This is a genomic window from Saccharopolyspora hattusasensis (assembly GCF_050972075.1).
GTDB classification, from domain to species: Bacteria; Actinomycetota; Actinomycetes; order Mycobacteriales; family Pseudonocardiaceae; genus Saccharopolyspora; species Saccharopolyspora hattusasensis.
Map to the genome: position 1 here is coordinate 5,827,991 of NZ_JBPCDC010000001.1, position 20,586 is coordinate 5,848,576.

22 protein-coding genes are annotated in these 20,586 nt (G+C 69.8%); 7 read left to right on the forward strand and 15 right to left on the reverse strand.

Annotation, left to right across the window (positions count from 1 at the left end; genetic code table 11):
* Positions 1 to 5: 5 nt before the first annotated feature.
* The 12 genes from ACRXBZ_RS27920 to ACRXBZ_RS27975 all read right to left on the reverse strand — a co-directional run bounded on the left by ACRXBZ_RS27920 (position 6) and on the right by ACRXBZ_RS27975 (position 12,248).
* Entirely contained in the window at positions 6 to 3,638 is a 3,633-nt protein-coding gene (locus ACRXBZ_RS27920; RefSeq protein ID WP_433881615.1) for a type VII secretion system-associated protein, read from the reverse strand.
* Positions 3,639 to 3,873: 235 nt separating this feature from the next.
* Positions 3,874 to 4,107 carry a hypothetical protein gene (locus tag ACRXBZ_RS27925; protein ID WP_433881616.1) on the reverse strand — a complete coding sequence of 78 codons (234 nt, stop codon included), beginning with the start codon at positions 4,105 to 4,107 and terminating at the stop codon, positions 3,874 to 3,876.
* Positions 4,108 to 4,261: 154 nt separating this feature from the next.
* Complete coding sequence (locus ACRXBZ_RS27930) at positions 4,262 to 5,017, reverse strand: type II toxin-antitoxin system RelE/ParE family toxin (protein WP_433881617.1); 756 nt, start codon at positions 5,015 to 5,017, stop codon at positions 4,262 to 4,264.
* A gap of 159 nt (positions 5,018 to 5,176) precedes the next feature.
* On the reverse strand, positions 5,177 to 5,437 hold the full coding sequence (locus ACRXBZ_RS27935) for a Txe/YoeB family addiction module toxin (protein WP_433881618.1): 261 nt from the start codon (positions 5,435 to 5,437) through the stop codon (positions 5,177 to 5,179).
* A complete protein-coding gene (locus ACRXBZ_RS27940; RefSeq protein WP_245761466.1) occupies positions 5,434 to 5,676 on the reverse strand; it encodes a type II toxin-antitoxin system Phd/YefM family antitoxin in 243 nt (80 codons plus the stop codon). The genes ACRXBZ_RS27935 and ACRXBZ_RS27940 overlap by 4 nt, the downstream gene beginning before the upstream one ends.
* An 81-nt stretch (positions 5,677 to 5,757) precedes the next feature.
* On the reverse strand, positions 5,758 to 6,516 hold the full coding sequence (locus ACRXBZ_RS27945) for a sirohydrochlorin chelatase (protein ID WP_433881619.1): 759 nt from the start codon (positions 6,514 to 6,516) through the stop codon (positions 5,758 to 5,760).
* Positions 6,517 to 6,523: 7 nt separating this feature from the next.
* The gene (locus ACRXBZ_RS27950; protein WP_433881620.1) at positions 6,524 to 7,867 is read right to left on the reverse strand and encodes a sulfate adenylyltransferase subunit 1; all 1,344 of its coding nucleotides are present in this window, start codon (positions 7,865 to 7,867) and stop codon (positions 6,524 to 6,526) included.
* A 309-nt stretch (positions 7,868 to 8,176) separates the two neighbouring features.
* Entirely contained in the window at positions 8,177 to 9,112 is a 936-nt protein-coding gene (cysD, locus tag ACRXBZ_RS27955) for a sulfate adenylyltransferase subunit CysD (protein WP_433881621.1), read from the reverse strand.
* Positions 9,113 to 9,129: 17 nt separating this feature from the next.
* Positions 9,130 to 9,855, reverse strand: coding sequence for a phosphoadenylyl-sulfate reductase (locus ACRXBZ_RS27960; RefSeq protein WP_433881622.1), 726 nt, complete (start codon positions 9,853 to 9,855; stop codon positions 9,130 to 9,132).
* On the reverse strand, positions 9,852 to 10,031 hold the full coding sequence (locus tag ACRXBZ_RS27965; protein ID WP_433881623.1) for a hypothetical protein: 180 nt from the start codon (positions 10,029 to 10,031) through the stop codon (positions 9,852 to 9,854). Before ACRXBZ_RS27965 ends, ACRXBZ_RS27960 begins: the two co-directional genes overlap by 4 nt.
* 304 nt (positions 10,032 to 10,335) lie before the next feature.
* Entirely contained in the window at positions 10,336 to 12,033 is a 1,698-nt protein-coding gene (locus ACRXBZ_RS27970; RefSeq protein WP_433881624.1) for a nitrite/sulfite reductase, read from the reverse strand.
* Between the two features lie 122 nt (positions 12,034 to 12,155).
* Positions 12,156 to 12,248: a putative leader peptide gene (locus tag ACRXBZ_RS27975; protein ID WP_317891387.1), complete on the reverse strand. Its 93-nt coding sequence runs from the start codon at positions 12,246 to 12,248 to the stop codon at positions 12,156 to 12,158.
* 66 nt (positions 12,249 to 12,314) lie between these two features.
* Between ACRXBZ_RS27975 and hemW the strand changes: the two genes are divergently transcribed.
* Positions 12,315 to 13,544 (forward strand): radical SAM family heme chaperone HemW, encoded by a 1,230-nt coding sequence (gene hemW, locus ACRXBZ_RS27980; RefSeq protein ID WP_433881625.1) that lies wholly within the window; start codon positions 12,315 to 12,317, stop codon positions 13,542 to 13,544.
* Here hemW and ACRXBZ_RS27985 read toward each other — a convergent pair whose 3' ends face one another.
* The 3 genes from ACRXBZ_RS27985 to ACRXBZ_RS27995 are packed head-to-tail and all read right to left on the reverse strand — an operon-like array spanning position 13,545 to position 14,520.
* On the reverse strand, positions 13,545 to 13,952 hold the full coding sequence (locus tag ACRXBZ_RS27985; protein ID WP_433881626.1) for a PIN domain-containing protein: 408 nt from the start codon (positions 13,950 to 13,952) through the stop codon (positions 13,545 to 13,547).
* On the reverse strand, positions 13,952 to 14,227 hold the full coding sequence (locus ACRXBZ_RS27990) for a ribbon-helix-helix protein, CopG family (RefSeq protein ID WP_433881627.1): 276 nt from the start codon (positions 14,225 to 14,227) through the stop codon (positions 13,952 to 13,954). The genes ACRXBZ_RS27985 and ACRXBZ_RS27990 overlap by 1 nt, the downstream gene beginning before the upstream one ends.
* Positions 14,218 to 14,520: a hypothetical protein gene (locus ACRXBZ_RS27995; protein WP_433881628.1), complete on the reverse strand. Its 303-nt coding sequence runs from the start codon at positions 14,518 to 14,520 to the stop codon at positions 14,218 to 14,220. Before ACRXBZ_RS27995 ends, ACRXBZ_RS27990 begins: the two co-directional genes overlap by 10 nt.
* A 297-nt stretch (positions 14,521 to 14,817) precedes the next feature.
* Here ACRXBZ_RS27995 and hrcA point away from each other — a divergent pair, with 297 nt between their 5' ends.
* From hrcA to ybeY, 6 genes are all read left to right on the forward strand, one after another.
* Complete coding sequence (gene hrcA / locus ACRXBZ_RS28000) at positions 14,818 to 15,843, forward strand: heat-inducible transcriptional repressor HrcA (protein ID WP_168590184.1); 1,026 nt, start codon at positions 14,818 to 14,820, stop codon at positions 15,841 to 15,843.
* 59 nt (positions 15,844 to 15,902) lie between these two features.
* A complete protein-coding gene (gene dnaJ / locus ACRXBZ_RS28005) occupies positions 15,903 to 17,075 on the forward strand; it encodes a molecular chaperone DnaJ (RefSeq protein ID WP_168587057.1) in 1,173 nt (390 codons plus the stop codon).
* Positions 17,076 to 17,301: 226 nt separating this feature from the next.
* Positions 17,302 to 18,045 (forward strand): 16S rRNA (uracil(1498)-N(3))-methyltransferase, encoded by a 744-nt coding sequence (locus ACRXBZ_RS28010; protein ID WP_433881629.1) that lies wholly within the window; start codon positions 17,302 to 17,304, stop codon positions 18,043 to 18,045.
* A 410-nt stretch (positions 18,046 to 18,455) separates the two neighbouring features.
* Positions 18,456 to 18,821 carry a histidine triad nucleotide-binding protein gene (locus ACRXBZ_RS28015; RefSeq protein ID WP_433881630.1) on the forward strand — a complete coding sequence of 122 codons (366 nt, stop codon included), beginning with the start codon at positions 18,456 to 18,458 and terminating at the stop codon, positions 18,819 to 18,821.
* Between the two features lie 95 nt (positions 18,822 to 18,916).
* Positions 18,917 to 20,023, forward strand: coding sequence for a PhoH family protein (locus tag ACRXBZ_RS28020; RefSeq protein WP_433881631.1), 1,107 nt, complete (start codon positions 18,917 to 18,919; stop codon positions 20,021 to 20,023).
* Positions 20,020 to 20,586 carry an rRNA maturation RNase YbeY gene (gene ybeY, locus ACRXBZ_RS28025; RefSeq protein ID WP_168587061.1) on the forward strand — a complete coding sequence of 189 codons (567 nt, stop codon included), beginning with the start codon at positions 20,020 to 20,022 and terminating at the stop codon, positions 20,584 to 20,586. The genes ACRXBZ_RS28020 and ybeY overlap by 4 nt, the downstream gene beginning before the upstream one ends.

The following is a 20,586-nucleotide window of genomic DNA, read 5'->3' on the forward strand; positions in this document are numbered from 1 at the left end:
GTGGATTAGCCGGGGTAGCGCTGCGCCCAGCCGGGCACTGGCTCGTGGGTGTCGATCTCCGTGCCTGCGCGGTGCGCGTCTTCCAGCAGCTGGTCCAGGACCGGGCGCAGCTCCAGGCCGGTGGTCCACTCGGCGGGGATCGGCCCGGCGCCGCGGGCGGTGCCCAGCAGGCTGCCGCAGATGGACGCGGTCGCCGCGCTGTTACCGGCGTGGGTAGCCGCCAGTGACACGGCGTCGGCGAACGAGTTCGGGTGCGCCAGCGCGGCCGCAACGGCGATCGCCAGCGCTTCCGGTGCTTGCCAGCCGAGGCCCAGGGATTCCAGGCCGGCCGGCGACACCGGGCCGTTCGAGGCGATCTCGATCGCGGAGCGCAAGCCCAGCGCAGTGGTCTCAGCACCCTCCATCTGGTCCAGCTCGGCCAGTACGGCATGCACCGCTTCGGCGAGGGTGTGGCCCTCCTGCAACGCGGACACCAGCCCGGACAGCGCCCCGGCCGGCAGGTAACCGTCCGGATGCCCGTGGGTGACCGCGGCGATCTCGATACCCAGGGAGATCGAGTCCTGCACGGTGCGGACCTCGAAGCCGACCACCGCACCGCGGACCGTTGCCGCGGGCGTGCGGGCGGCGTTCGGCGGGTTGCCTGGCGTCGGGGGCTCCCGGCGGTCGCTCCACTGCGCCAATGAGGTCAGCGACGCCTCGTCCGGGAACCGCTGCACGCGAAGCGTTTCGTTCTCGGCGAGCGTCCCGGCCGGCAGGTTCACGTCGACCCGGGCGCCCTGCGTGAGCAGCCATTGCTGGAGCACCGTGCGGACCAAGCCTGGCCGGAACGCCGGGACGCCGCGTAGCGTCGAGCGGATGGTCCCGCCGATCAGGCCGTAGAGCACGAATGCCGCCTGCTGCGAGTAGGCGGTGGCCGCGCCGCGGCGGCCGAAGGCCTCGGCGAACTCCCGCACGCCTTCCGGGTTCACGCTTAGGATCGTGCGCAGGTCGGAGAACATCCAAGGCGCGCCGAGGGCGTCGCCGACGGCGGCGCCCAGCACACAGCCTTCGAGCCGATCGCGGCGGCTGAGCCGCACCCGGGTTTCGGCGGCGAGCTCGGCCCCGGGTTCCGCACCGGCGGCGGCCTCGCCGATCAGCTGGGCCGCGCGTTCGGGGCCGAAGGCCTCGACGAGCAGCTTCTGCAGTCCCTGCGTCAGGTCGGCGGAGTTCCCGTCGCCGTTGTCGCGGAACTTGCGCCACACGCTGAGCAGCTGCAGTTCCTCGTCCGACAAGCCTTCGTCGGTTTCGTCGCGTGCCTCGGCCGGCGCCTCCGTGACGGCGGTTTCCGCAGCCGGAGCCTCGACGACTGCCGCCTCGGCAACTGGGGTCTCGGAAGCTGGAGGTTCCGCAGCGGGCGTATCGGCGGCAGGAGAATCGGCGACCGGAACTTCCGCGGCTGCGGCTTCCTGGACGGGCGCTTCCTGGTCCGGGGTTTCCGGCGCCGCGTCGTCCGCGACCGGTCCCTCGCCGGGCTGCGCGGTCTCGGATTCCGGCGTTCCTGCTGCGTACCGAGGCCCTTCGGGCACTTCGGCCGCTGGCGCGACGACGTCCTCCAGCGGCGGCACGGCGGGCGCGGCCTCGCCGATCGGGTAGCGCGCCAGCCAAGGTTCGTCGACCGCCTCGACCGCCTCCGCCTCCTGCTGGTCCGCAGTTTCAATTGAAACCGCGGGGGCGTCTGGTTCGGCTTCGGGCTCGACCGCTTCGGCTGGTGCGTCGTCGGCGACCGGCGCCGCCTTCGAGGGCTCCGCGCCCCTCAGCGGCAGGGTGGAGGTGAACACCAGGTCCGAGATGTCCTTCGCGGCCGGGTAGCGCGAGGTCCACGCGTCACCGCTCGGCGGAGTCGGGCCGAACTCCAGCAGCGCGTCCTTCGCCAGCGCCTCGACGATCCCGCGCTGCTTGAGGTCGCGCAGCCACACACCCGGCAGCGCGGGCGCGCCGTAGTGGGCGCCGACGATGTTCCCGCAGATGGCCGCGGTGGAGTCGCTGTCGCCGGAGTGGTTGACGGACACCATCAGCGCGGCCGCGATGCTGTCGGTGCTAAGCGCCGCGCACACCGCGATGGCCAGCGCCTCGTGCCCGGCCCAGCCGCCGCCCAACGTGTCCTTGAGCCGTTCGGGGCTCGGCTTGCCCTGCTCGGCGAGCTCCTCGGCGGCCTGCAACGCGCGCTCGGTGTCTTCGTGGCCCTGGTACTGCACGAGCAGTTCGCGGGCCTGCCGCACCGCGTCTTCCAGCGTCTCCTCGCGCAGCAACCGGTGCACCACCACGGCAAGCGTCCCGGCGGGCAGGTAGCCGTTGGGCTGCGAGCAGGTCAGGGCCGCGGTCGCGGCGGCGAGTTCGAAGACCTGCTCGGGGTCGTCGGACCACAGCGCCACCGGTGCCGCCCGGACCACGCCGCCGCAGTCCTGCGAATCGTTGATCGGCCGCTCGAAGGTGCCGGGCGCGCCCACCGCGGCGAACTCGCGCAGCGCGGCGATGCAGCTGCTGTTCGGCGAGCGCACGGCGAACAGGTCGCGCTGCTCGATCAGCCAGCCGTTGGGCTTGGGGTGGCTCATCGTGAACGGCCCGGCGGCCCGCATCCACGCATAGCCCTGGGTGTGCAGCCAGCGCTGGTAGGCCAGCTGGATCGCGGACAGCGGGCTGTCGGCCCCGGCGGTGCGGGCCGCGAAGTGCCCGCGGATCAGACCTTCCAGGGTGAACAGCACCATCTGGGTGTCGTCGGTGAACTCGCCCGGGTGCTCACCGGCGCGGTCGTACTCCGTGACGCCCATCGCGCCGAAGCGGCTGCGGATTTGGTCCACCGGATAGAACTCCACCGGCGCGCCGAGGGCGTCGCCGATCGCCCCGGCCAGCATCGAGCCGAGGAACCGGCGGCCGAACCCGGTTTCCAGGGGATCGCCCGGCGGCTGCGCGGTCGGCCCGCCCGTCGGCTTCGGGGCCTGCTCGCCGGGCTGCGGCGCGGCTCCCGGCGGGGCCTGTACCGGCATTCCGTTCGCGGGGGAGTTGATCGGCACGCCAGGGGCCTTCGGTGGCACGGCGGCGGCCTTGGCCAGCTCCTCGGCGGGGAGCCGGGCCTTGACCGGGCTGGTCGGGTTGACCTGCACGTCGATGCCGGTGAGGTGGTGCGTCGCCAGCTGCCGACCGGTCATCCGCTGCCAGGTCGTCCAGTTGGGCGGCAGGAAGGTCTCCGAGGTGAACACCTGCAGCTGCCGGCGGCCCGACTCGTGCTCCATCGTGAACAGCCCGCTGCCCTGCGGCTGCGCGAACAGGATCAGCTCGGCGTCCAGCATCGCGGTCAGCAGCGAATGCCCCTGCGCGTAGCCGGTGGTGGTGAGCTGCAGGGCGCGTTCAACGTCGTTGGTCGGCGCGGGCAGCCGCAGCGCCACCGGCGACGGCCGGTAGTTCGGGTTCGGTGAGAAGTCGTCGGTGATCTCGCCCTGCTCATCCACCCGGTAGCCGCCGATGAAGCCCCACGGCGGCACCTCGGCGTTCGGATCGGTGAAGATCGGGTCGACCACGTACAGCCAGGTGTTCGGCTGCTTCTGGGCCTGTTCCCGCATGGTTGGCGTGATGACCGGTCGATTCGGCTGCTGCGTGTTCATCTCGCGCTGTTGTCCCCGACTCCTCGTCCAGCCTTGCATTGATCGCCCCCCACCCACCGGCGCGGTCACCCGATAGCGCGGCCTGACGGGTGAGACGAGCACATGGAGCGGCCGGTTCCCCGTCCAGACGCTGGCAACAAACTCTCTCATGACCACATGGGGTGAAGCTAAGTGTTCGAAAGAACAACTCAGCGTTAGGTGCGGATTTCTGCTGTCGTCGCTGGTCGCGACGCGATCAAACGCTGCCGTCGGAGAGCGCGGCGGCCATCAGGCACGGCAGGCACGGCATGCCGGCCGGTCTGTCGAGAGCTTCCGCTTGACCTGGGACGATGCCGAAACCGCAGTAGGCGTAGAGCATCGCGGGCAGCTCACCGTCGTCCGGCAGCGGGAAGAAGTGGCAGGACTTGTCCTGCTCGCTGCGCGCGAACTCGGCTCGGACGCGTGCGATCAGGTGCGGTCGCGCGTTCATCCGGCCCCCACGGTGCACTGCGAATCCGGGTCCGGCAGCGGCCTGGGCTGTCGGGGGTGTCCGGGCCGCTGCCGGTCTTCGTGTACCCAGCTGGATGACACGGCCACATCATGCCCCGCAGGTTGCGCCCACCAACAGAGTTGTCGACTTTTGCTCAGACGCCCGCCTTTTCGGTGCAGTCGAGTTCGTCTTCGGAGTGGTCGAGCTCGTTCATCGAGACGGTGACATCGTGATCTTCGAAGTCCGCTACGAGTTTGAGGCGTCCCCCGAGGGCAGCGACGTAGCGCTCAAGCGTGCCGACCTCGATCTGCGCCAAGTCCCCCTGTTCGAGTTTGCTCACGCGGGGCTGGCTGACCTGCATCCGCGCGGCGACCTCCGACTGTGACAGTCCGGCCGCTTTGCGCAGCTGGGCGAGGCGGTCGCCCAGAATGTAGGCCTGGGTCAGGATGCGGGCTTGTTCCCTGGCGGCTTCCACATCGCGGCCACGCGCCCGGTCCAGGGCTTCCTTGTCCTTCTTAGCGTCCTTCCAGGAACGACCCATCGCTGCGCCCTCCTCTAACTCCGCCAGGTGTTCCTCGAACCGCTTCTCGGCAAGCGGGATGTTCGTCTCGTACCAACCCCGCCAGTTCCCGGCTTTATCGCCCGCCACCAGAACAATGGCACAACGTCGTGGGTCGAAGGCGAACAACATCCTGATCTCGCTCCTGCCCGCCGAAGCGGGACGTAGTTCCTTGAGATTGTGGTATCGAGACCCCTTGATCTTGTCTACGAGAGGACGTCCGAGCCGCGGCCCCTGGTGGGCTAACTGGTCGAGTGCCTGTTCGACCAGGTCGGCGCACTCGGGGTCGTTCTGGACCAACGAGAAGAACCAGGTGTTGACCTCTTCGTGCAACTCGACGTCCCAGCTCACGACCCTAGTATAACGTTAGGGTTATGGCTAGGGGGCCGCAGGATGAATGCGGCGTCTGGCTCCTAGCGTCACAGGACTGCGGACAGCTGCAAGGATCCCGTGTATTCGCTCAGGTCGCGCACAGGCTGGCCAGCGAGGGTGACCAGGCCGTCAGCCAAGTCATTTGCCGTAGTGGTAGCGGCAAGCCGCGATTCGAATTTCGTCTCCCGCAACCTTGTAGACCAGACGATGCTCGTCAGAGATGCGACGCGACCAGTAGCCCTGGAAACCGTGCTTGAGCGATTCGGGTTTGCCGATTCCTTCGTTCCCGTTGCGGCAGATGTCTTTGATCAGCGCGTTGATTCGCTTGAGGATCTTGCGGTCCTCGGCTTGCCACCAGACGTAGTCGTCCCAGGCAAGCCCGTCCCAGACCAGTTTCATTCGGCGAGCTCGTGTTGTTCTCCGCCGCCGGCTTCCAGTCGCTCGATCGCGAGGATCAGGCGGCGGGCGTTCTCGGGGCTGCGGAGCAGGTAGGCAGTTTCCTTCAGGGACTGGTAGTCATCCAATGACACCATCACGACGGGCTCGTGCCCTGCTCGGGTGATCACGACTTCCTCGCGGTCGTTCACCACGGAGTCGAGCGTCTCGGCGTACTTGGCACGGGACTCGGAGTAGCTCATCGTCTTCACCGAAACACCTCCTTGTACAGGATACTGTACGCCTCGCATGGGGGTGGCGGCAAGCACGGGCAGAACCGCACGTCACAGGGCTGCGGACAGCTGGAGGGGAGCTGCGGTGAGGGCCTCGGCGTAGCGGTTCAGGATCAGGTCGGCCACGCCCTCGTCGTCGGCCATCGGGGCCGCTAGCAGCGGGTTTGTCGCGTGCTTGCGGGCCAGGTCGATGATCCGGTCCGGGAGCAGGCCCGGGGCCAGGAACCAGGAGGCGACCGCGATGCGGCGGGCACCGCGTGCGCGCAGGGCCTCGATCGCCGCCGGAACCGCGGGTTCGGCGGCTGCGGCGAAGGTCGCGACGGCGCCGGCCCATGACGTGCGCGATTGCCAGCGCGCCGCGACGTCGGCGACCAGGCGGTTCGCCGGTGCGTGCGACGATCCCGCGCCGGCCAGCAGCACCCCCAGTTCCGGGTCCTCGGCGGACGCTCCGGCCTCGGCCAGCCGCCGCCACGCCGCCTCGTCCAGCCGCGGATCCGGGCCCAGCACATCGGCCACGTGCACCCGGAACCGCGGATAGCGCCGCTCCGCGTCGGCCACCGCCGCGGGCACGTCGACGCGGGCGTGGAAGGCCCGGCCGAGCAGCAGCGGCACGACGACCGCCGAGCCGTGGCCGTCGCCGTGCGCCGCGCTGAGCACGTCGCCCACGCGCGGTGCCGACAGGTCCAGGAACGCCACGCGCACATCGAGATCCGGGCGCATCGCGCGGACCACGTCCATCAGGGCGTGGATGGTCGCGGCCGAACGCGGATCCCGGCTGCCGTGCGCGACGGCCACCAGTGGAGCGGTCATCTCCTGCTCATTCCGACGCGGCGGCCAGCGGCGCCAACGGCACCCCGATCAGTCCGGCGGCCAGCGTGGTGCCGTCGGCGGGGTCGATCACCAGGAACGATCCGGTGCGCCGGCTCGCGGCGTAACCGTCGATCGGCAGCGGCTCCGCCGTGCGCAGCCGCACCCGGCCGATCTCGTTGAGCTGCAACGAATCCGGACTGTCCACACTCGACAGCTGTTGTTCGTCGAAGCGGGCCGCCAGCTCGGTGACGATGGCCTGCACGGTGCGGGTGCCGTGCTTGACCAGCACCTTGGCGCCCGGGTTCAGCGGCTTCTCGGCCAGCCAGCAGACCGTGGCGTCGAGCTCGTCGGTGACCCGCGGCGGGGCGTCCGCGGCGGCGATCAGGTCGCCGCGCGAGATGTCCACGTCGTCGGCCAGCAGCAGGGTGACGGAGTGCCCGGCCGCGGCGCGCGGCCTCGCCCCGTCCGGGCTGTCCACCTTGGACACCCGGGTGCGCAGCCCGGCGGGCAGCACGACCACCTCGTCGCCCTCCGCCACGACACCGGCCGCCACCTGGCCCGCGTAGCCGCGGTAGTCCGGGTATTCGGCGGTGCGCGGCCGGATCACGTACTGCACCGGCATCCGGAACGGCGCGTCGTGCGGGTCCGGCGCCACCGGCACGCTTTCCAGGTGCTCCAGCAGCGAAGGACCGCTGTACCAGGGGGTATTCGCGGAGCGTTCCACCACGTTGTCGCCGAGCAGCGCGGACACCGGGATGGTCACCACGGTGTCGTCGCGGTAGCCCAGCGCACGGGCGTGCTCGGTGAACTCGGCGGCGATGCGGGTGAACACCGCCTCGTCGAAGCCGACCATGTCGATCTTGTTGACGGCCAGCACCAGCTGCGGCACGCCCAGCAGCGCCAGCACTGCCGCATGCCGCCGGGTCTGCTCGATGATGCCCTTGCGCGCGTCCACCAGCAGAACCGCCAGCTGTGCGGTCGAGGCACCGGTGACGGTGTTGCGGGTGTACTGCACGTGACCGGGGGTGTCGGCGAGCACGAAAGTGCGCTTGGGCGTGGCGAAGTAGCGGTAGGCCACGTCGATGGTGATGCCCTGTTCACGCTCCGCGCGCAGGCCGTCCACCAGCAGCGACAGGTCCGGGGTGGCGAGGCCGCGGTCCGCGCTGGCGCGCTGCACCGCGTCGAGCTGGTCGGCCAGCACTGACTTGGTGTCGTGCAGCAGCCGCCCGACCAGGGTGCTCTTGCCGTCGTCGACGGAGCCGGCGGTGGCCAACCGCAGCAGGTCGCTGTGCACCGGCAGGGTCACCTCGGTGCCGCTGTCCGGCGCAGTGCGAGTAGTCGTCTCGGTCATTTAAGAACCCATTCCTGCTTCATGGAGTGTCGGCTCGGGGAGCCGGAGTCGTGAGCGCAGATCAGCTGGTTCGTCTGCGCACAACATCGGACTGCTTTGACTTCGGTTTGATCTTTTTCTTTGAAGCGGCGAAGCCGCTTAGCCCACTCTCGCAACTTGCACCGCCGCGGGTTCTCAGACGTCGCCTCGCGAGGACAGCCCCGATGCCGCGTATTGGTCATACGTAAGTCGGGGATCCCACAGCCGAGGCGGCGTCTGAGGTTCCGCTACCTGCACCGCTACGCAAAGGGAGTCCATGGACAGCTTTTCTCAGAAGTAGCCCTCGCGTTTGCGGTCTTCCATTGCTGCTTCGGAAATGCGGTCGTCGGCTCGCGTCGCGCCGCGCTCGGTGAGTCGGCTGGCGGCGACCTCGGCGATCACATCGTCCACTGTGTACGCCTCGGATTCCACCGCGCCGGTGCAGGAACCGTCGCCGACGGTGCGGTAGCGCACGGTCTTGGTGGCCGCGACCTCGCCGTCGCGGGGCCCGCCCCACGGACCCGAGGTCAACCACATGCCGTCGCGCAAGAACACCTCGCGCCGGTGCGCGTAGTAGATCTCCGGCAGCTCGATCTTCTCCCGCTGGATGTAGCGCCAGATGTCCAGTTCGGTCCAGTTCGACAGCGGGAACACCCGGACGTGCTCGCCCGGCCGGTGCTTGCCGTTGTACAGGTTCCACAGCTCGGGGCGCTGGCGGCGCGGGTCCCACTGCCCGAAGGCGTTGCGGAGGCTGAAGATGCGCTCCTTGGCGCGGGCCCGCTCCTCGTCGCGCCGACCGCCGCCGAAGACCGCGTCGAACCGGTTCTCGCTGATCCCGTCCAGCAGCGGCGTGGTCTGCAGCGGGTTGCGGGTGCCGTCGGCCCGCTCCTGCAGCCGGCCGTCGTCGATGTAGTCCTGCACGGACGCCACCACCAACCGCAGGTCGTGCCGCTCGACCAGCTCGTCGCGGAAGGCGAGCACCTCCGGGAAGTTGTGCCCGGTGTCGACGTGCAGCAGCGGGAACGGCACCGGAGCGGGCCAGAACGCCTTCAGCGCCAGGTGCACCAGCACCGTGGAGTCCTTGCCGCCGGAGAACAGGATCACCGGCCGGTCGAACTCCCCGGCCACCTCGCGGAAGATGTGGATCGCTTCGGACTCCAGCGCGGCCAGGTTGTCCGCCTGCGGCGGCACGTCGGTCCGATCGATCGGCAACTCGACTGTCGTCATGTCTCCTCCGGAGTTCCTCACCCGTGCAGTCCGCACTCGGTCTTGGCGCTGCCCGCCCAGCGCCCGCTGCGCGGGTCGGCACCGGGCGCGGGCTTGGCGGTGCAGGGCTGGCACCCGATCGACGGGTAACCGGCCGGCACCAGCGGGTTGACCAGCACGCCGTGCTCGTCGATGTAGCGCTGCATGTCTTCGTCGGACCAGGCCGCCAGCGGGTTGATCTTGACCAGGCTGTTGCGGTCGTCCCAGGTCACGATCGGCGTGTTGGCGCGCGTCGGAGCCTCCACCCGGCGCACCCCGGTCACCCACGCCTCGTAGCGGGCCAGGGTGTTGCGCAGCGGCACCACCTTGCGCAGGAAGCAGCAGCGGTTCGGGTCCCGCTCGAACAGCCGCGGGCCCTCGCTGGCGTCCTGCTCGGCGACGCTCTGCGCGGGCATCGCGTTGACGATGTTGACGTCGTGGACCTGTGCGACGGCGTCGCGGGTTCCGATGGTCTCGGCGAAGTGGTAGCCGGTCTCCAGGAACAGGATGTCCACGCCCGGCTTGGCCTTGGCCGCCAGGTCGACCAGCACCGCGTCCTGCATGTTCGACGCGACGATCAGGCCGTCGCCGAAGTTGTCGACGGCCCAGCGCAGGGTTTCCTCCGCATCGGCCTCGGCCAGCCGCGGCACGGCCTCCTCGATCAGCGCCCGCAGCTCGTCGTCGCTGCGCCGGGCGCCGATGTTCGTGGTGGTGTCGGCAGTCATGCTTCTCCGTTTCCTGCGGCCGGGTCGTCGGCCTGTTCACCGAGGGAAAGCCCGACGAGCCGCACGGTGAAGACCCGCAGGCACGACGCGCACTGCCACGCCCCGGCCGGCTCGGCCTCGGGCGTGAGGTCTTCGTCCCCGCAGTACGGGCAGTAGAACGGCGCCGCTCGGCTCACCTGATCTCCAATCTGCGGATGCCCCGTCCTTCAGGGTGGGGAGGAGCAGATCTCGCGTGTCGGTCGCGTAGCGACCGCTGATAGTCTTGATTTCGGTAGGTGAGACCTACCACTCCCACGCAAGTGGGAGCACCCGAGCAAGTACGTGGGTACCGCTGGTCGAGCGGGAACCCGGACCACCCCGGTCCGAACGCCTGAGTGAGATCGTGTGAGACCGAACCGCCACGGTGGGGACGCTGCGGTCGTTGAAGCAGGAAACTCAGTCCGCGAGGACTGAATCTCCTTCCTTCAGGGAGGAGAGAAGTCAATTGAGGTCGTCTTCCTCGGCCCGTGCCACCCACTGTGCGAAGCGCTCGCCGGTGGAGCGCTGCGCCAGGTAGCGGCGGACCAGCCGCTCCACGTAGTCGCCGAGCTCGGCGGAGGTGACCTTGTGACCGCGGATCTTGCGGCCGAACCCGGCGTCCTCTCCGAGGCCGCCGCCGAGGTGCACCTGGAAGCCCTCGACCTGGTTGCCGTCGCCGTCCGGCACCATCTGGCCCTTCAGGCCGATGTCGGCGACCTGGGTGCGGGCGCAGGCGTTCGGGCAGCCGTTGAGGTTGATCGTCACCGGGTCGGTGACGTCGCCCTGGATGTCGGCCAGCCGCTGCTCCAGCTCGTCGACCAGCGCGATCGCCCGCTCCTTGGTCTCCACGATGGCCAGCTTGCAGAACTCGATGCCGGTGCAGGCCAGCACGCTGCGCCGCCACGGCGACGGGTCGGCCTGAAGGCCAAGCCCGTCCAGGTCCGAGACCAGACCGTCCACTTCGGACTTCGGCACGTCGAGGACCAGCAGGTTCTGCTCGACGGTGGTGCGCACGCGCCGCGAACCCACCCGCTCGGCGGCCTTCGCGACCTCCACCAGCGTGGAGCCGCTGACCCGACCCGCCGCGGACTTCGCGCCGACGTAGAAGTTGCCGTCGACCTGCGGGTGCACCCCGACGTGGTCGCGGTGACCGGTCGGCGTCTCCGGCGCGGGGCCGTCGACCAGCTTGCGGCCCAGGTACTCGTCCTCCAGCACCTGCCGGAACTTCTCCGCACCCCAGTCGGCGAGCAGGAACTTCATCCGGGCGCGGTGCCGCAGCCGCCGGTAGCCGTAGTCGCGGAAGATCTGCACCACGGCCTGCCACACCTCGGCGACCTCACCGAGCGGCACCCAGGCGCCCAGCCGCACCGCGAGCTTCGGGTTCGTGGACAGGCCGCCGCCGACCCACAGGTCGAAGCCGGGCCCGTGCTCCGGGTGCACGACGCCGACCAGCGAGATGTCGTTGATCTCCGGCACGGTGTCCCAGCGCGGCGAGCCGCTGATCGCTGACTTGAACTTGCGCGGCAGGTTGGACAGCGACTTGTCGCCGATGAACCGCTCGGCGATCTCCTCGATCGCCGGGGTGGCGTCGATGATCTCGTCCGCGGCGACGCCCGCGACCGGCGATCCCAGCACGACGCGGGGGCAGTCGCCGCAGGCCTCGGTGGTGGACAGCCCGACACCCTCCAGCTTCTGCCAGATCGTCGGCATGTCCTCGACCCGCACCCAGTGCAGCTGGATGTTCTGCCGGTCGGTGATGTCGGCGGTGTCGCGCGCGTAGGTCTGCGAGACCTCACCGATGGTGCGCAGCTGCTCGGTGGTCAGCGCACCGCCGTCGATGCGGACCCGCAGCATGAAGTAGCGGTCGTCGAGCTCCTCGGGCTCGATCGTGCCGGTGCGCGCGCCGGGGATACCCGGGGCGCGCTGGGTGTAGAGGCCCCACCAGCGGAAACGACCACGCAGGTCGGCCGGGTCGATCGAGTCGAAGCCGCCGTGGGCGTAGATCGTCTCGATGCGCTGCCTGACGTTCAGCGGGTTGTCGTCCTTCTTCGAGCGCTCGTTGGCGTTGAGCGGCTCGCGATAACCGAGCGCCCACTGGCCCTCGCCGCGCGTCTTGCGCTTGCGGGCGGGGCGAGCAGGGGCTTCCGTCGGGGGGACCATGTCCGACCTCCGGGATTCGGGCGCGGCAGCGCCGCGCGGAATTCCCGTCGACGGTGACGGTTCTCACTGCTCGGCGCTCCCGGCGCCGACTGGACAAAGCAGCAGAACGCGGCGGCGGGGTTTCAACGCATGGCGCGGCACAGCGCGCTGGACACGCGCCGCAGGTCCACGTAGCGGCGGGTGACCAGCAAGAGCCTCGGCAAGGTCGCACCCATGTGAGGCAGCGTGCCACGTGCTCACCGACCGGTCCATCCCTATCCGAATGGTGAGACAGTGGTGGAGTGCCTGCTCAACTGCCAGTCGGTGAACCCGCCCCGGCCGACGGAATGCTCCCGCCCGAAGCCCTGACGGGCCTGGGTTCGCGGCCGTTCGGGGTGTACGTCCACGTGCCGTTCTGCGCCACCCGCTGCGGCTACTGTGACTTCAACACCTACACCGCCGATGAGCTGGGCTCATCGGCGAGTTTCGGCAGCTGGCTGGACGGCCTGCGGGCGGAGCTGGAGCTGGGCGCGCGGGTGCTGGCGGCGGGCGATCAGCCGGTGCCTGCGGCGGAGACGGTCTTCGTCGGCGGCGGCACGCCGTCGCTGCTCGGCGCGGGACGGCTGGGCGAGGTGCTGGCCGCGATCCGCGAGTCGTTCGGGCTCGACGGTGCGGCGGAAATCACCACCGAATCCAACCCTGAGTCGACGTCGCCGGAGTTTTTCGCCGGGATCCGCGAGGCCGGGTTCAACCGGGTGTCGCTGGGCATGCAGTCCGCCGCGGAGCACGTGCTGCGGGTGCTGGAGCGGCGGCACACGCCGGGCCGCGCGGTCGCGGCGGTCGACGAGGCGCGCGCGGCCGGCTTCGACCACGTCAACCTGGACCTGATCTACGGCACGCCGGGGGAGGCCGACGACGACCTACGGGCCTCGCTGGACGCGGTGCTGTCCACCGGGGTCGACCACGTCTCGGCGTACGCGCTGATCGTCGAGGACGGCACCGCGATGGCCCGCAAGGTCCGCCGAGGCGAACTCCCGATGCCCGACGACGACGTGCTGGCCGACCGCTACGAACTGATCGACGGCGCGCTCGGCGAGGCGGGTCTGGGCTGGTACGAGGTGTCGAACTGGGCGCGGGACGACGCGGCGCGCTGCCGCCACAACCTCGGCTACTGGCAGGGCGGCGACTGGTGGGGCGCCGGCCCGGGCGCGCACAGCCACGTCGGCGGCGTCCGCTGGTGGAACGTCAAGCACCCGGCCCGCTACGCGGCGGTGCTGGCGGAGGGCAACTCCCCGGCGGCGGGGCGGGAGCGCCTCGACGACGAGGACCAGCGGGTCGAGCGGATCATGCTCGGACTCCGCCTGGCCACGGGTCTCCCGGTGGACGCGCTGGACGAGCCGGGCCTTCTGGAGGCGAAGCAAGCAGCCGCCGACGGTCTGCTGCAGCCCGAAGCGCTGACGGCGGGCCGCTGCGTCCTGACGGACCGGGGCCGCCTCCTGGCCGACGGAGTGGTTCAGCGCCTGATCGCGTGATCAGGCAGGGGAGCTGACCTGGATTCCGTTCAGAGCGGTAGCTTCAGCGAGTCTCTTGTCGTAGGTCATCACCAGATCGACGTCGAGGGCGATTGCCGCAGCGAGGTGAATCGCGTCGAGCGAGCGCAGCTGGTTCGGCTCAAGCCTTCGGGAGAGGTTCACGATCTCGAAGTCGAGCGGATGCTCGGCGATGCCGCTCATTGCGTCCCGCAGTTCGTCAGCCACTTCCTGGAACGTCGTGTCCCGGCTGGCTCGAAGCACCCGGGCGACTTCGGTCCAGGCCAACGTGGTCGAGACCAACAGTGCCTGGCGGCGGGCGAGATCGTCCAGTTCCGCGACGAGCGCGGAGGATTCCGGCTCGCGGACTACCCGCTTGATCAGCGCGCTGCTGTCCAGGTATACGCGCATCAGAAACGGTCCTCGCGATCCAGCAGGTCGATCGTCAGTTGGCCCGCCGGGAGTGTTCTGGTCGGTACGACCTTGCGGTAGGGGCTCCTCGGCAGGAGCACCTTGCCCGAAGTGATCAGGTGGTCCCACTCGTGCTTGGGTTCCGCGGCCGGAGTGAGCCCGAGATAGCGGTCTACGGCTTCACGGAGGATCTCCTGCTGAGAGCGACCTGATCGTTCCGCTTCGGCGCGCAAGGCATCTTCTGTCTCGGCGCGAAGGCGCAGGTTCAGAGCCATGACGCAACGGTACCAACTCCGATACCATGATTGGTACCGCTATCGGATTGCGTCCAGGTCGAGGACTCTGGCGTGCAGGACCGTGCGCTGGTGCAGGGCCGACCGGAGGCCCGGTGCAGGCCGTCCTCCAGGTAGAGCTCGCCGCGCCAGCGGACCACGTGCGGGAACAGGTCCCCGAAGAACGTCGAGTCCGGGCTCAGCAGCCGATCCAGGTGCAGCACCTTCGTCGTGGTGACCAGATCTTCCATCCGCACCGGGCGCGGCGGCACCTTCGCCCAGTCCCGCAGCGCCATCCGATGATCGGGGTAGGGTTGGCCGTTCCGGACGTCCTTGAAGAGATCACGGCAGCTGGCACCTCCTGGCGAACGGCCGAACGCGTTGCACGCCGCAGTTGGTCCGCCTGCGGCTACCGCCGCCGGAACCGATCTGCTCCGCTCGATGTACCGGCCCATCGGCCCCGCGGCAGGCTACCGCCGTCCGCCCGTGCGCCTCGGCTCCGGTGCACGAACACCGTAAACTCGATGGTGGTACCCGGGCCGTGCCTGGGCATCGAGCCTGGGCGGGTGCCGCTGGAGGTGAAGGAGGTGGCGGTGGTGAACGCGGATGATCGCCGTTTCGAGGTGCTGCGGGCGATCGTGGCCGACTACGTGTCGACCAAGGAGCCGGTGGGTTCGAAGGCACTCGTCGACCGCCACAATCTCAGTGTGTCCAGCGCCACGGTCCGCAACGACATGGCCGCCCTGGAGGAGGAGGGCTTCATCGTCCAGCCGCACACCAGCGCCGGCCGGGTGCCCACCGACAAGGGCTACCGGCTGTTCGTGGACCGGCTGCACGAGGTCAAGCCGCTGACCCAGGCCGAGCGTCGCGCCATCCATAAGTTCCTCGAAGGGGCGCTGGACCTGGACGACGTGATGCGCCGCAGCGTCCGGCTGCTGGCGCAGCTCACCCAGCAGGTCGCCGTGGTGCAGTACCCCACGTTGACCCGATCGACCGTCCGGCACGTCGAAGTGGTCACCATCACCCCGGCGCGGCTGATGCTGGTGCTGATCACCAACACCGGGCGCGTCGACCAGCGGATGGTCGACCTCGGCGACGTGATCACCGACGACGACGTGGCCCGGCTGCGCAACGTGCTCAACGCGTCGATGGTCGAGAAGCGGCTCGCCGACGCCTCCGCCGCGGTGGCCGAGCTGCCCGACCAGTCTCCGTCGGAGCTGCGCGACCCGCTGATCCGCGTGTGCAGCGTGCTCATCGAGTCGCTGGTGGAGCACCCGGAGGAGCGGATGCTCCTGGGCGGAACGCCCAACCTGACCCGCAACGTCGCCGACTTCCCCAACTCGCTGCGCCAGGTCCTGGAGGCGCTCGAAGAGCAGGTCGTGGTACTCAAGCTGCTCGCGGCGGCGCGCGATTCGGGCACCGTGCGGGTCAGTATCGGGATGGAGAATGAGGCCAAGGAGATGCAGACGACCTCGGTGATTTCCACCGGATACGGTTCGGATGGCATGGTACTGGGCGGCCTGGGAGTTGTCGGACCGACTCGGATGGACTACCCGGGCACCATGGCGGCGGTGCGGGCCGTAGCCGCGTACGTGGGTGAGATCCTGATCGGTCGGTGACGGTTCACCGCGCCCGACCGGCGTGTACTCGTTGATCGAGCAGAGGAAGTACGGAGAAGGTGGCCAGGGACTACTACGCGACCCTCGGGGTGGCCAGGGAAGCGACACCCGAGCAGATCAAGCGGGCATACCGCAAGCTCGCCCGAGAACTGCACCCAGACGTCAACCCAGATGAGGCCGCGCAGGAGCGGTTCCGCGAGGTGACGACCGCCTACGAGGTCCTTTCCGACCCGAAGAAGCGGCAGGTGGTCGACCTCGGCGGGGACCCGCTGTCCAACGGCGGCGGTGCCGGCGGCGGCATGGGCGACCCGTTCGCGGGCTTCGGCGGGCTGGGCGACATCATGGACGCCTTCTTCGGCGGCGGTGCCGGTGGCGGCGGGCGGGGCCCGCGCAGCCGCGTCCAGCCGGGCTCGGACGCGCTGCTCCGGCTGGAGATGACGCTGGAGGAGTGCGCCAGCGGCATGAACCGGGATATCACCGTCGACACTGCGGTGCTCTGCGACTCGTGCGACGGCGGCGGCTCCCGCGCCGGCAGCGCCCCGTCGACCTGCGACACCTGCGGTGGTCGCGGCGAGGTGCAGTCCGTGCAGCGATCGTTCCTGGGGCAGGTCATGACGTCCCGGCCGTGCCCGGTCTGCCGCGGTTTCGGCGAGGTCATCACCGACCCGTGCCAGCAGTGCGGCGGCGACGGCCGGGTCCGCGCGCGGCGCACCATCACCGTCAAGATCCCGGCCGGTGTCGGCGACGGAATGCGGGTGCGGCTGGCGGGCGAAGGCGAGGTCGGGCCCGGCGGGGGACCGGCCGGTGACCTGTTCGTCGAGGTCGAGGAGCTCCCGCACGAGCGGTTCACCCGCGACGGCGCGGACCTGCACTGCACCGTCGAGCTGCCGATGACGGCCGCGGCGCTGGGCACCGTGCTTACCCTGGAAACCCTCGATGGCGGCCAGGAGGAGCTGACGGTCGAGCCTGGCACGCAGTCCGGCACCGAGCAGGTGCTAATCGGTCGGGGCCTGCCCAAGCTGCGGTCCAACGGCAGAGTCAGCGGCCACGGCGACCTGCACGTGCACCTCGACGTCGTGGTGCCGACCCGGCTCGACGAGTCGCAGTCCGACCTGCTGCGCCAGCTCGCCGCGCTGCGCGGCGAGGAGCAGCCGGAGCCGACGGTGACCGCCAACGGCAACGGCAACCGGCACGGGCTGTTCTCCCGCTTCCGCTCCTTCGGCAACCGCTGAACTGGAAGATGCTTCAAAGTGGTTTGCGTGGCGGTGCAGGCAGCGGAACGTCAGAGGCCTTCTCGCAGCGGGATCCCCGACTCAGCCAATTCACCACGTCGGGGTGTCCTCGCTGGGAGACCCCCAGCGAGGTGGGCACCGTGAAACCGCGGCGGTGCCTGTTGAGTCCCACACCGCAAGCGGCTCCCGCCGCTTGCGAAGAACAGACCGAACGGTGAGGCGGGACGTGTCCGAATCCTCGCTGCCGGTGTTCTCTGTCGAGCGGCTGCCCGCAGTCGGCGCGGCCACCCTGGACGGCCCGGAGGGCAAGCACGCGGCCACCGTCCGCCGCCTGCGCGTCGGTGAGCAGCTGCTGCTCACCGACGGGCAGGGCGGTTTGGCGCGCTGCGAAGTGGCGGCCGCTGCGAAGGATTCGCTGCAGCTCGCCGTCTCCGAGACCTGGCATGTCCCGCAGCCCGGACTGCGGGTGCGGCTAGCGCAGGCGCTGGTCAAGGGCGACCGCGGGGAGCTCGCGGTGGAGCTGGCGACCGAGGCGGGCGTGGACGCGGTGGTGCCGTGGCGCGCCGCCCGGTGCGTGGCGAAGTGGGACGACGGCCCACGCGGCGCGAAGGCGCTGGCGCGGTGGCGGAGCACGGCCGCGCAGGCGGCGAAGCAGGCGCGGCGGGCGTGGACGCCACCGGTGGACGAGCCGGTGAGCACCAAGCAGCTCGCGGCGCTGGTCCGCGGTGCCGACGCGGCGCTGGTGCTGCACGAGTCGGCGGCCACGCCGCTGTCGTCGGTGGATCTTCCCGCGACCGGCGAACTCGTCCTGGTCGTCGGCCCGGAGGGCGGCGTGACCAGCGATGAGCTTGCCGCGCTGGCCGAAGCGGGGGCGAACGTCGTCCGCCTTGGCCCGACGGTCCTGCGCGCCTCGACAGCCGCCGCGGTCGCCCTCGGCGCCCTAGGCGTTCGCACCGACCGCTGGGCCTGACGACCTGATCTCACGACTGGGTGACTGGCGATCTCATTCGAAATCGGCGCATTACGCGCAAGGTGGTCACATACCGCTAAGAAGATCAAAAACTTCGGTCGATCCGTAGCGCGAACGGTTGACTCAGCGATACGCTCGGTGTGCGAAAGATCGCGGCGGGGTTTTGCCGCGACCGGTGCCGCACGGGGCATCGGACCCCAACGCTCGTCGGACACCTCCCCCCTCGGTCCGGCGAGAGCCGCGCCGCAACCGGGACAACCCCCAGACCCGGTTGCGGCGCAGCGTGCCGGTATGCGACCGGTTTGCGGTGATCGAACCGCATCGGACGGAGATCGAGTCCAGGCGGCATCCGCGGTTCCGCTACCGCACCGCTTCGCAAGATAAACGGTGAAACCTCTAATCTTCAGGGCATGAGCGACATGGACTCCCTGTTCCTGCGGATCATCGCGCGCGAGGTCCCGGCCGACGTGGTGCGCGAGGACGACCGGGTCATCGCGATCCGCGACATCAACCCCCAGGCCCCGACCCACGTGCTCATCGTGCCGAAGAAGCGCTACCGCAACGTCGGCGAGCTCGCCGCCGCCGACCCGGAGCTGCTCGCCGAGCTGATCACCGTCGCCCGCGAGATCGCCGAGCAGGAAGGCATCGCCGAATCGGGTTACCGGCTGCTGTTCAACACCAACGCCGACGCCGGGCAGACGATCTTCCACGTGCACCTGCACCTGCTCGGCGGCGAACCGCTCGGCGGACTCACCGGCGGCCCGCTCAAGGGCTGATCTCGGCGTCGACGAGGTGGCGGTGACGGCGGCAATCTGATTGCCGGGTGGACTACCATCGACGCCAGGGAGAACTGACCGAACGACCCGCGCGAATGCGCAGAAAGCAGGCCCGAACACACGTGGCCGGTATTGCAGCGGGTGGAGCTGCCGCCCAGTCCGGAGAGCACTCCCAGACCGCAGCGCAGCAGGCAACAGCGCAGTCGAAGGTGACCGTTCCCGACGACGTCGTGCTGACGCTGGTCGGATCCAGGGACGAGAACCTCCGGGTCGTGGAGGATCTGCTCACCGCCGATGTCCATGTCCGGGGCAACGAGGTGACGCTGTCCGGGGATCCCGCGGAGGTCGCGTTCGCCGAACGGGTGTTCGCCGAGCTGATCGCGCTGATCGCCAAGGGCAGCCCGCTCACGCCCGACATTGTCCGCCGCAGCGTCGGGATGCTCTCGTCGGACCACAACGAGTCGCCGGCCGATGTGCTCAGCCTCGACATCGTGTCCCGGCGCGGCCGGACGATCCGTCCCAAGACCCTCAACCAGAAGCGCTACGTCGACGCCATCGACGACCACACCGTGGTATTCGGCATCGGCCCCGCCGGTACCGGCAAGACGTACCTGGCGATGGCCAAGGCGGTGCAGGCACTGCAGGCCAAGCAGGTCAACCGGATCATCCTCACCCGCCCCGCAGTCGAGGCGGGTGAGCGGCTCGGGTTCCTGCCGGGAACCCTCTACGAGAAGATCGACCCCTACCTGCGGCCGCTGTACGACGCGCTGCACGACATGGTCGACCCGGAGTCGGTGCCACGGCTGACGCAGGCGGGCACGATCGAGATCGCGCCGCTGGCCTACATGCGTGGCCGTACTCTTAATGACGCGTTCATCATCCTCGACGAGGCGCAGAACACCACGCCCGAGCAGATGAAGATGTTTCTGACCCGGCTGGGCTTCGGCTCCAAGATCGTGGTGACCGGGGACGTCACGCAGATCGACCTGCCCGGCGGGCAGCGCAGCGGCCTGAAGATCGTGCAGCAGATTCTGGACGGCGTCGACGACGTGCACTTCGCCCTGCTGGACAGCCACGACGTGGTGCGGCACCGGCTGGTCACCGACATCGTCAACGCCTACGACCGCTGGCACGCGCTGGAGGACGCCGACCACCACGACCGGTCGGATCGGCGAAACGGGCATCGACGGGGACGCGCATGAGCATCGAGATCGCCAACGAATCCGGCGTCGCAGTGCCCGAGGCGACCATCGTCTCGGTCGCCCGCTTCGCCCTGGACAAGATGAGCGTCAGCCAGCTCGCCGAGCTGTCCATCGTGCTGGTGGAGCTCGACGTGATGGCCGACCTGCACGAGCGGTGGATGGACCTGCCCGGTCCCACCGACGTGATGTCGTTCCCGATGGACGAGTACGACTCGGCCCGCCGCCCCGACTCCGCCGGCTCCGGGCCGGCGCTGCTGGGCGACATCGTGCTCTGCCCGGCGTTCGCCAAGGACCAGGCCCGCAAGGCCGGGCACAGCCTGCTGGACGAGTTGCACCTGCTCACCGTGCACGGCGTGCTCCACCTGCTCGGCTACGACCACGCCGAGCCGGAGGAGGAGCGGGAGATGTTCGGCCTGCAGAACCGCATCCTGGCCGAATACCGCGAAGCCCGCGGCGAGGCCGAGCGGGCGGCCGCGCAGCGTAGTGCGGACGCCAGGGTGCTGGGTGCCGTCGGGCTGGACGAGCCGGAGCCGCCGCAGGGCGGCCCGGCCGCCACCAACTAG